General features: G+C 48.7%; 10 protein-coding genes. 8 read left to right on the top strand and 2 right to left on the bottom strand.

The features are described 5' to 3' along the window. The first annotated feature begins 196 nt into the window (after nucleotides 1-196). From MJZ25_08705 to MJZ25_08695, 3 genes are read left to right on the top strand one after another with little or no spacing between them, the layout of a single operon-like run. A complete protein-coding gene (locus tag MJZ25_08705; GenBank protein ID MCQ2124245.1) occupies nucleotides 197-2,485 on the top strand; it encodes an ATP-binding protein in 2,289 nt (762 codons plus the stop codon). 16 nt (nucleotides 2,486-2,501) lie between these two features. Next, entirely contained in the window at nucleotides 2,502-4,166 is a 1,665-nt protein-coding gene (locus MJZ25_08700; GenBank protein ID MCQ2124244.1) for an EAL domain-containing protein, read from the top strand. Between the two features lie 8 nt (nucleotides 4,167-4,174). Further along, nucleotides 4,175-4,531 (top strand): Hpt domain-containing protein, encoded by a 357-nt coding sequence (locus MJZ25_08695; GenBank protein ID MCQ2124243.1) that lies wholly within the window; start codon nucleotides 4,175-4,177, stop codon nucleotides 4,529-4,531. Between the two features lies 1 nt (nucleotide 4,532). On the opposite strand, the gene MJZ25_08690 is transcribed toward MJZ25_08695, so the two are convergent. Next, complete coding sequence (locus MJZ25_08690; GenBank protein ID MCQ2124242.1) at nucleotides 4,533-5,453, bottom strand: NAD(P)-dependent oxidoreductase; 921 nt, start codon at nucleotides 5,451-5,453, stop codon at nucleotides 4,533-4,535. A gap of 112 nt (nucleotides 5,454-5,565) precedes the next feature. Between MJZ25_08690 and MJZ25_08685 the strand changes: the two genes are divergently transcribed. The 5 genes from MJZ25_08685 to MJZ25_08665 all read left to right on the top strand — a co-directional run bounded on the left by MJZ25_08685 (nucleotide 5,566) and on the right by MJZ25_08665 (nucleotide 9,317). Continuing rightward, nucleotides 5,566-6,012 (top strand): hypothetical protein, encoded by a 447-nt coding sequence (locus MJZ25_08685; protein ID MCQ2124241.1) that lies wholly within the window; start codon nucleotides 5,566-5,568, stop codon nucleotides 6,010-6,012. Nucleotides 6,013-6,115: 103 nt separating this feature from the next. Then, nucleotides 6,116-7,150: a D-alanine--D-alanine ligase gene (locus tag MJZ25_08680; GenBank protein ID MCQ2124240.1), complete on the top strand. Its 1,035-nt coding sequence runs from the start codon at nucleotides 6,116-6,118 to the stop codon at nucleotides 7,148-7,150. A gap of 116 nt (nucleotides 7,151-7,266) precedes the next feature. Beyond that, nucleotides 7,267-7,932 carry a tRNA (adenosine(37)-N6)-threonylcarbamoyltransferase complex dimerization subunit type 1 TsaB gene (gene tsaB, locus MJZ25_08675; GenBank protein MCQ2124239.1) on the top strand — a complete coding sequence of 222 codons (666 nt, stop codon included), beginning with the start codon at nucleotides 7,267-7,269 and terminating at the stop codon, nucleotides 7,930-7,932. A gap of 28 nt (nucleotides 7,933-7,960) precedes the next feature. Further along, nucleotides 7,961-8,407: a ribosomal protein S18-alanine N-acetyltransferase gene (gene rimI, locus MJZ25_08670; GenBank protein MCQ2124238.1), complete on the top strand. Its 447-nt coding sequence runs from the start codon at nucleotides 7,961-7,963 to the stop codon at nucleotides 8,405-8,407. A 16-nt stretch (nucleotides 8,408-8,423) separates the two neighbouring features. Next, nucleotides 8,424-9,317, top strand: coding sequence for a YdcF family protein (locus MJZ25_08665; GenBank protein ID MCQ2124237.1), 894 nt, complete (start codon nucleotides 8,424-8,426; stop codon nucleotides 9,315-9,317). Nucleotides 9,318-9,338: 21 nt separating this feature from the next. On the opposite strand, the gene MJZ25_08660 is transcribed toward MJZ25_08665, so the two are convergent. Then, complete coding sequence (locus tag MJZ25_08660) at nucleotides 9,339-11,027, bottom strand: glycoside hydrolase family 9 protein (protein ID MCQ2124236.1); 1,689 nt, start codon at nucleotides 11,025-11,027, stop codon at nucleotides 9,339-9,341. Nucleotides 11,028-11,046 lie beyond the last annotated feature (19 nt).

Genomic DNA, 11,046 nt, shown 5'->3' with positions numbered 1-11,046 from the left:
ACAACGACTATCCCGACTACACCGGCAGCAACACCGACAAGACAAGATACGGCTAATTTTATAATTGGTCATCCCACTCAAAAAAAGGACGTCGAAAAAAACGACGTCTTTTCTTTATATAAACTTGTCAAAAAACTTACAAAATACTATCATTCAATGTAGGAGTAGGTTTGTTTTTCGGTGATATGAATTTGGTATGCAGCTAATTTACTATTCAGTTATAGATATTATCGCACTAACTGTTCACGTGATTATCAATCACGATCTTTTCAAGCGCGACACAAAGGACGAGGTACAAAAGTACTACCACCATTTTCTGAAAGCAGTCCTTGTCTACTACATCGTCGATGCCTTGTGGGGGTACCTGGCCTACACCCAACAAACACACTTACTTTACGTAGACACGGTCGTCTACTACCTTGTGGGCGCGGTTACCGTGGTCCTTTGGAGCAAATACGTCTCAACCTACCTCAACACAAAATCCGGTTTCCAAAAGTTCCTAAAAGTCTCCAGCATTCTGTTCATTGTCTGCAGCATTCTCTTCCTGTTCATCAACTTTTTTTCACAGATATTCTTCTCGTTTGATGAAAACGGAAATTTCCAGACCCATCTTGTACGCTACGTCGCACTTGGCGGCCAGGTAATCCTTTTCGGACTGACCATCATCAAGTCCCTTGCCGTTGCACAAAATTCCAAAGGCACAAAGAAACAACGCCATATTACCATAGCCCTCTTCGGCATAGTCTTAGTTTTCACGGTTATCGCACAAGTATTCCATCCGCTACTGCCTATCTACTCCATTGGCCTTCTCATTGGAACTTGCATCATCCACGCCTTTGTGCAGGAAAATGAAAAGGAAGAATTCCAGAAGACTATGGAAGAATACAACCAAGTCGTCGCCGCCTCCGGTTACGGCATCTGGAAATACACCTTCGATAGCGAAGGCAGGGTCAACGGGCTTTCCGGCAATGACAAGTGGAAGGAAATCCTTGGCATTTCCAAGAAAGATTTTTCTCCAAGGGAAGCACTTGAATACTATCATAGCAGGCTTTCCAGAAACACCATCGATGAAATCCAGGACGATTTCGAAATCATGCGCAATGGCGGAATCAAGACCAGGATCCTGGAATGGAATCATCCGCAAAAAGGATTGATCTACCTAAGCGCCGGAGGTACTCGCCGGGAAGAAACCGACGGAACCGTTTCCGTTTCTGGTTTCGTTGGTGATGTCTCCGAAGAAAAATACGCCCAGGACAGAATGAACAACTCCTTGGATAGGGCAAGAAAGCAAGCAGAAGAAGCAAACAAGGCAAAATCAGCCTTCCTGTTCAACATGAGCCACGACATTCGTACACCAATGAATGCCATTATCGGTTTCACCTATCTTTTGCAAAGCCACCTGGACAACAAGGAATTATGCGTAGACTACATTTCCAAGATCCAGCATTCAAGCCAGTTCCTGTTAAGTCTAATCAACAATGTGCTGGAAATGTCACGCATCGAAAGCGGAAAAATCTCCCTAGAAAAGAACATCATCAACACCCAGACATTTGAAGATATCACCGACGACGTATTCACGGACTTGGCTCACGAAAGCGGCCTTACGTTCAGTAACGACTACCATCTAATCCACGACTACGTCGTAGGTGACGAGACCAAGATTCGAGAACTGACACTAAATATCATCAGCAACGCCATCAAGTATACGCCGGCAGGCGGTTATGTCAAGCTTTCCCTGATAGAAAGCGAGTGCGACAAACCAGGCTACACCATGTTTACCGCTATTTCCGAAGATTCCGGCGTAGGCATCAGCGAAGAATTCCTCCCCCACATCTTTGACGAATTTTCAAGAGAGCATTCCTCCACCGAAAGTAAAATTACGGGCACTGGCCTAGGCATGCCCATCGTCAAGAAAATCATCGACCTGATGGATGGCGACATCCAGATTGAAAGCAAGGTCGGACAAGGCACCAAGGTGACCATCAAGCTTCCGCTGGAACTTCCGACAGAAGAACAAGTGATGATGGCCAAACAGATTGAACAGCAGAACGCAGGCAAATCCAAAATCACCGACCACATCACCCAGGAAGATTTGGACCTGTTCAAGGGCAAGAGAATTCTCCTAGCAGAAGACAACGAACTGAATGCAGAAATTTCCATTGCGATTTTATCCGATCTAGGTTTCATCGTAGACCGTGTGGACAACGGCAAGATGACCATCGAAGCCATTGAAAGTAACGAGCCCGGTTTCTACGACCTGGTGCTGACCGACATTCAAATGCCCAAGATGAGCGGTTACGAAGCGGCCTCCGCCATTCGACACATGGCCAACCCACAAAAAGCAAACATTCCGATTATCGCAATGACCGCCAACGCCTTTAGCGAGGATCGTCAGAGGGCTCTTGACGCAGGCATGAACGACCACATTGCAAAACCTATCAGTATCGCCCAATTGTCCGTAGCCTTGTCCAAGGCCATGAAGTAAAACGGAGGAATGACGAATGATAAAAAAAGAAATTCTCGTTGTTGACGACTTCGAAATCAACCGCAGCATGTTGCGATTGATGCTGGAAAACGAATACGACATCATCGAAGCAGAAAACGGCGCCGAGGCCCTTTCTATCATTGAGAAGGAAGACCACATTTTCCGTCTAGTTCTTCTCGACCTTGTCATGCCCGTCATGGATGGTTTTGACTTTCTGCAGGAATTGCGCAGACGAAACTTGCAGCAGCAATTGCCGGTCATCATCATATCCGGCGACAGCACCGAGGAATCCCTGAACAAGGCCTACAGCCTCGGAGCAGCAGACTTCTTCACCAAGCCATTCAACCCAAGCATTGTTAGCCATCGCGTAAAAAATGTCGTGACCTTGTACTCACATAGCTATAAGGACCATCTTACCGGTTGTTACAACCGAAACGGCTTTATCCAGGTTGTGGAAAATTACATCCAAAAAGTGGATGACGTCACTGACTACTCCATGCTCTTCTTTGACATCAAGAACTTCAAGGCAATCAATTCCATCATGGGTACAGATGGCGGTGACTACGTTCTAAAGTTCCTTAGTAACGGAATTCAGACAAGCAACTTGACCCCCTTGTTCGTCGCCCGACTGGAAGCAGACCACTTCGTATGCTTTGTCGAAAAAAAGAAAATCAACTACGTCAACATGATGGAAGACAACGGCAACATCATCGAAATCAACGGCCGTCCCATGCAAATCCGTTTCCGCATGGGTGTAGCCCATTTCGACAGCAAGAGTTCCGTCGTCAACTTTATTGACCGCGCAAAGCTGGCCCTCAACTACATTGAAGACGAATACCTAAAGCCATACGCCGAATTTGACGCACGCATGGCAGAAAACTACGTCAACGCAGCAGTCGTCAATTCCGAATTCGAGACCAGTCTGGAAAACCAGGAATTCAAGGTCTACTACCAGCCCGTCATGGAAGCTGCCACAGGAAAGATTGCATCCGCAGAAGCCTTGGTCCGCTGGATTCATCCCGAGCGCGGTTTCATCCGTCCGGACCTATTTATTCCAGCCCTTGAAAAAGACGGCTACATTTCAAGGCTTGACCTTTTCGTGGACCTTACCGTCCATAACCTCATCAATGAATGGAAAACCAATGGTCTGCCCACGGTTCCTGTTTCCGTAAACCTATCCTGGATGGATTTCTACGATGCCGACATGATCAGGTTCATCATGGACCGCCTCGAATCTAGCCCCACCTGTTCCAAGGATATCCGATACGAAATTACGGAATCTTCCTACGCCGCCCTCAAGGAAAACAGAAGCAACATCCTTAAGGAAATGCAGAACCTAGGCGTAAGCTTCCTCATGGACGATTTCGGAAGCGGCTACTCCTCCCTTGGCATGCTCATGAACTACAAGTTCAACATCCTCAAGATAGACATGAGCATTATCCGACAGCTGGACGTCAAGGAAGAAGTTCCCCACATCGTGGAACTCATCATCAACATGTGCCACCACTTGAACATGAAGGTGGTTGCTGAAGGTGTGGAAACAGAATCCCAGTTGAACTTCCTGAAGAACGCAGGTTGCGACTACATTCAAGGCTACTATTTCAGCAAGCCCTTGCCCGAAAAGGAATTCAAGGATTTTTTGGCAAAATATCAGGCTGAAGGCAAAATCGTCATCAATTAGGGGGAAACATGAATATCAAAGACTTCTATGAACAAATCGGCGGAAATTACGAAGACATCCTGGGAAGACTCTCCAAGGACGCATTCGTCGAAAAATTCGCCTTGATGTACCTAAACGACAATTCCTACGATATTCTGATGTCCGCTATCGAGGCTGGAGATATCGTTGCCGCTTTCCGCGGCGCCCATTCCCTCAAGGGCGTGGCAGCCAACCTTGGCTTCGAAGAACTTCGCAAGGCTGCTACGGAACTCACCGAGCAGCTCCGTCCCCAGGATACCCCGGCAAACGCCGACCTAGTAGACTGCGTTAAAAAAGCCCAGCAAAAAGTCATTGCCGGGCTTCAGGAATATCAGTCTTCCAAGTAACTTAGACCTGTTCGTATGTCCACTTCACATGATCCAACATGAAGTCGTGGGCATCGAAAGCCAGGCCAAAGTGTTCCTTGATCTTATGGACATCGAAGAGCATGGGTTCGTCACCCCAGCCCATGTCAGTTTCCACAACCTTGGACTTTGTGCCAGGGCGCATAGAAACCATCATATCCGCAATTTCCTTCCAACTCATCCAGACGCTGCCTAGACCGAGATAGATTTCCTCGTTCTTGTCGGATTCAAGCAAGTTCACGTAAAGCTGAGCCTGCTGACTTGCGTGAATGAACTGGGTACCGTCATTCTTGATAATGTTGATGTCGCGGCCTTCCTTGACGGCGCGGGCCATGTCGAAGAAACGGCGGTCCGGCTGGGAGCAGCCATCGGACCAGGCGGGATTTCCAAAAGTATAACCCGGACGGATAATGTTACGGGTCATTGTAACTTCGGGGAAACGGGTTCCGTAACCATGGGCAAAACCAAGTACGTAAGCTTCGCCGGCAGCCTTGGTGGCACCATAAAGATCCATAGGTAAGTTAGAGGTGACTTCGCGCATGGAAGGGCGCATCTTGCCCATTGCAGCTGTACTACTGGTATAGATAAACTTCTTGCAACCAGCCTTTGCTGCGTTTTCCAAAATATTCACCGTGGCACGGGTATCGTTCATCAACATGGTGCTGGGAGTTTCACCCCAACCGAGAGCAATATGGATGCAGGCATCGCAACCCACCAAGCCATCTGCAATTTTATCAAAGTCCGTCAGGGAACATTCTACAAAACTAACATTGGGCTGAGACTTAAGGCTGGGAACCTTGTTAGGATGACGTGTTGCAATCACAATTTCATGGCCCTTAGCCAATAAAGCCTTGACCACGTAATGACCAATAAAGCCAGTGCCGCCGGTTACAAAAACTCTCATAATTACCTCTTTTTGGGAAAATTACATACATTTTTCCCATTTTTCATACATAATGCGAAATTTTATGTATATATTAGTATACAAAAATTAACTATCTCAACAGGAGTACATAATGAAAAAGGCTCTCTTGCTTCTTGCAATGTTTGCAATGTTCCTTACCGGTTGTACCGTGACCAGCCACCAGCTGGTTGTCGCTCACGACCACGAAATCAACCCGGATTTCTACTCTGAAATCACCCCGATTGCCGCTACCGAAGATGGCCGCTGCGCAATCACCGAATTCTACGATGCAAACCTGAAGGATTTCGACAACATCGTGGACATCCAGGCTGAACAGACTCGCACCACCATGGGTATCAGCATGCTCGTCATCAGCGACGAAATCACTTGCGACTACCGTGCATTCGGTGTGAAGTACAAGGACGGCTCCAAGATCAAGAAGTCCGAAGGCAAGAAGGGCAAGAAGGCTTCCAAGTCTTCCAAGTCTTCCAAGAAGAAGTCTAAGAAGAAAGTAGAGGAAGAAGAAGAGGAAGAAGAGGAAGAAGAAGACGAAGAATAATTTCGGCCTCTAAAAACCTTATTTTTCTGAAGAATCCGGGTATCATCCCGGATTTTTTTTATCTACATTATCAACGTAAAAGTTTTTCTCAAAGAGGTTTTTAATGGCACGTATGCGCGTTCTCGTTTTGATGGGTGGTCCGTCCACCGAACATGATGTTTCTGTCGTTAGCGGCACCGGTGTGGTCCGCGCAATGAACCCGGACAAGTACAACATTCATCCGGTTCTCATCGACAAGGACGGTACCTGGCACTGGTCTTCCCGAGAACTTTCTCCGTACCAGAAGGACAACTTCTCCGTGAACTATTTCCGCGGTCTGGAAGGCACTGCCGCCAACACCAAAAAGAACCCCGCCCTCTCTGAATTGCCCGACGCAGACATTGCATTCCTCGCTCTCCACGGCAAGTGGGGCGAAGACGGCCATATCCAGGCCCTCCTCGAAAACTGGGGCATCCCCTACACCGGTTGCGGCCTCCTGGCTTCCGCTCTCGCCATGGACAAAATCAAGTCCAAGGAAATCTATCGCGCCAACGGTATCCCGACTCCGGCCTACCGCGTCATCTTCAAGCATGACTTTACTGGCGACACCCTGGTAAGTGTTGCCGACGAACTAGGCTTCCCCCTGGTCATCAAGGATCCGCTGGGCGGTTCCTCCATCGGTATCGGCATTGCCAAGGATCTGGACGAAGCTGGCAAGATTGCACAGGACCTGTTCAAGGATTCCAACCGTCTCCTCTGCGAAAAGTTCATTGCCGGTGGCGAAGCTAGCTGCGGCTACATCGAAGGCGAAAAGCCCCTGCCGCCTACCGAAATGCGTATGACCACCCGCGAATACTTCGACTACGAAGCAAAGTACAACGGCGAATGCAAGGAAGTCACCCCGGCAGAATTTGCGCCGGAACTTACCCAGCGTATCCAGGAACTGGTAAAGAATGCCCACTACGCTTTGGGTGGCGCAGGCTACAGCCGTACCGACGTCCGTATCACCAAGGACGGCGAACTGTTCGCCATCGAAACCAATACCTTGCCCGGTATGACCCCCACCAGTCTTCTCCCCCAGCAGGCAGCATGCAACGGCATTACCTACAGCCAGCTCATCGATATGATCATCGAAAAGAGCCTGTACATAAAAAGGTAGCGAGCTACCTTTTTAATTATGAATTACGAATTATGAGTTATTAGATCAAGTAAGGCGGCAAGGCCGCGATTATTTAGTCTCGTACTTCATAATTCATACTTTGTAAATGAGAGCAAATGAAACTTGATCTTTTTGTAGATACATCCCGCAAGGGAATTTCCATGGCAATAAGCGGCGAAGCCTCCAACGGTTCCGCCCCGCTTTACGAAGAAACAGTCAATCCTGAGGCACGCGGAGAAACGGCGTCTGCCCTTTTGGACGAATTGCTGAATCGCGTAGGGGCAACTCTTGACGACGTGAAGCGAGTCATGGTGACCTTAGGTCCGGGTTCCTTCAGCGGTCTCCGTACAGGCGTGGCCTTCTGCCAAGGTCTCTGCTTTAGCGGCAAGAGAAACCTTTTTGGAGTCAGCTCTCTGCAGGCCTTGGAATGCTTCGGTACCGCCGAAGGTTTTGCCGCAGACCAGGTTGCGGTCCTCATCAGAGCCCGCAACGGCTACTGGTACCTGCGTCAGACTGTTAGCGCACAAGTCGAAGAAAGCTTTATCTCTACCGAAGAAGTTCTTGGCAAGTTGCAGGCAAACAAGCCGGCAATGCTAGTTGTAGACGCCCCCGCTCTCGCCGATGAGGGCATTGGAGCTTTCATCAAGCAGAGCAACATTGCAACCGCAGACGAACAAGGCCAGCCTCTTTCCAAGTGGGCCCCGCTGTTCGATTCCGTCAAGCCCAGTCTCATTCAAGAAGCAAACTACATCCAGCCGTCCTACTTCGAGAAGTTGAAGTAACCGCAGGCTATAAAAGAGGGACGCGCCAATGCCCATCCGCAAAATGGAACTGAAGGACATCCCGGCTGTCTTGGATATTCAAAACGCGCTCGCATTCCAAGACTGGAATGAACGTCAGATGAAGCAGGAAATTTCCGCCAACTACACCTATGCTGTAGTGTATGAGAATAGTTTCGCAGAAATTCTGGGATACGCAATATTCCACATGTTGGGACCGGATTCAGAGTTGCTGAGCATCGCAGTCAGCGAAAAGGCCCAACGTTCCGGCATTGGCTGCGAGCTTCTTTTAAGCGGCTTCGCACAGTTGAATTTTGAAGAGGGCGACTGTTGTTTTCTGGAAGTTCGCGAGAACAACCTGAAGGCAAGACGCTTTTACGAGAAATACGGCTTTCAGTTTTTCGGATCGCGCAAGAAATATTATTCCGACGGCGAAAACGCAGCCTTGTACAAGGCAGAGAGTCCGACACTAGGCTAACCTAGAGGAGTTTAACATGGCTAAAATTCCTACAAAAAAAGAAAAGAAGCGTATCAAGCGATTAATCACAATCGCATCCATTGGCTTTGTCTTGCTGGTAATCGCCTTTTACCTCATCATGACCCAGAGCGGCCATTGGCTTGTGGATGATGATGAATTCGACCACGTTAAGTGGGTCGCTGTTCTCGACGGACAATCCGCTGACTTGGAACGCAGCGACTACGCCGCATCACTCCTTGCCGAAGGACGCGCCGACTCCGTATTGATTCTTGGCAGACGCTGTCTTCGCAATCGCAACAATGCAGAGTTCTATGTCGACGACTTCATGAAGCAGGGAAACTTCGACAGCAGCGTTGTGTTCATGGCTCCCCACGACGACGCTTCCACCATCGGAGAAGCCTACACCATCATTCCCTGGCTCAAGAAGCACAAGGCAGACACAGTCCTTCTCCTGACTACGGCAGCCGCCACACACCGCGTCAAAAGAATATTCACCAAGCTTTCCGGAGAATCCCCGGTATTCCTGACTGCAGACATCCACGACTTCCGTTACAGCGCAGACTCTTGGTATACGAACAGGGAATCTCGTAAGAACTGGCTTCGCGAATGGGCTGCCCTCGCTGTTTCCTACGTCGATCTTTGGCCCGCAGGAAACCTCACTGAAGCGGATTCCACATACTACAAGCCCATCGTCACTGTGGCAGAATACGAGCGTCAAAAGAGTCCCATCGTGAACCTTCAGGATCTCCTGCCCAAGGTTCAGAAGAAGATTGCAGAAGCGACGCCGGACTCAGTAAAGTCCGAAGAAATTTCCTCTTCTTCTGTCCAGCAGTCCTCTTCATCCAACGTTCCCGAAAAGGATGACAAAAAAGAAAAGGAGTCCGCCAAGGCAGACTCCACGAAGAAATAGTTTTCTCCATTCTTTAAAAATTTAGCAGCAAAGCATTGCAAGTACGGTCGTCAGCGGAGCATTCCAGTTGATGGCCGTTTCGTTACTAGCGAAAGAGCAACGTTCATCCGTGTAGGAATGTCCAGGCAGCGGACTTGGATAATGAGGCGCACGATGACCATCCTGACGATCGCAGTTAATACCGCCGACGATCAAACCCGGAATAGGTTCCTTGACGCCGTCACCATGGCTTAAACGATGGTGCGGATGCTTGGGAGAACTCCAGGCAGAACCGATCACGAAACTACGGTTCACAGGATTACGGCCATAGATAAAGTTGATCAGTTCTCTGCACCAGTGGTCCAAGGATTCGTCATTGACTTCTGCTCGCCACAGTTTTACGACAGCTAGGGTCAAGGCATGGTTGGCAACGTCACCGTTGCTGCCCCAAATAAACTTGCGGATAGAAAGGCCGTAAGCATCTTCTTTTTGCAAACGAATGATTTCAGCAGCAGTATCTTCAAGAGCCTTACGGGCTACGCCCTGCAAATTCAAATCAAAGTCCTGCAAAGCCAAAAGAATCCATCCAAAGTTCTGGGTGTCGCGCCAGTCCAGGCCAAGCTTCGGCGGGTTGTTCTTCATGTCATTCTGCAGCAAACCGCAAAGTTCCTTATCACGGGTTTTGCAATAGAGGGCGGCACGAGTCCAGAAGAATTCATCATCAAGATGTTCATCGCCATACCCACCGCTGCCTTCCGTATTGTGCGGCCATTCCACTGCAGGATTCTTCAAGGCCCAGGCGTAAGCTCTCTGGGCAGCGGCGAGGCACAAGTCAGCAAAGGCGGCATCGTCCTTGCGGTAAACCATGGCAGCCATTGCCAAGGCGCCTGCAAAATTCAACGTGGAGGAAGTGGACTTGCCCAGCACCAAGCGTTTCTGCAACCTGTCTGAATCCACCGGAGAAACAAAAGCGTCCCAATGTTCTGGCGTTACCTTAAAGAATACGCCTCCATCCACATCTTGCATACGCAGGAAGAAATCCAATTCAAAACGGACTTCATCCTTCAAGCCATAAGGCAATTCAAAAGTACCGCCTTCGCTAATGCTCTTGACACGACCGTCACACAGTCCGCAAGCCAAAAGCAAGGTACCTACAGACACGCCACCGTTCACAATGTACTTGCCGTAGTCGCCGGCATCATACCAACCGCCATGAGCATTCCAGTGACCTTCGCGATTCATCATGGAATGGAAGGCGATATCATCATCAAAATGGGCAGCAGGTCTGGCCCACTTGCCGGCAAACTTTTCCTCAAGTTCCACACCACTACGCTGGAAGTAGAAAGACTTGATATTGGCATTCAACTGACGTTCAATCCAAGCCGTACCGATTTCAAACTTTTCTGTTTCAAAGACAACCTTAGGAACAACACCTTCGCAACATTCCTTGCATTCGCAAATTTGAATGGAGCAAAAACAAAGCGTCTTCACATTAGAAAAATCCCCGGTCCAGAGATTTTCTCCAGAATAGTCGCAAAGACCGTGATGATCAAAAGATCCTTCCCTAAAAGCACCCGCATGAAGAACACAACCAGACTCATCCACAATACGGAATCTGAGTTTTTCGACGTTCTCTTGGGTAATTTTCTTCAACTCGTCGGGGTTTACAAAGAAAACTTTGGCCGCATCAGGTGCGTAGCCAACGTGATTATAACGAATAGGGAATTCCATGTCCTAAGAATACATTTTA

It is taken from the genome of Fibrobacter sp. (genome assembly GCA_024399065.1).
Taxonomy (GTDB): domain Bacteria; phylum Fibrobacterota; class Fibrobacteria; order Fibrobacterales; family Fibrobacteraceae; genus Fibrobacter.
Note: the sequence above shows the minus strand (reverse complement) of the source record. Positions and strands in the feature narration are given on the sequence as shown.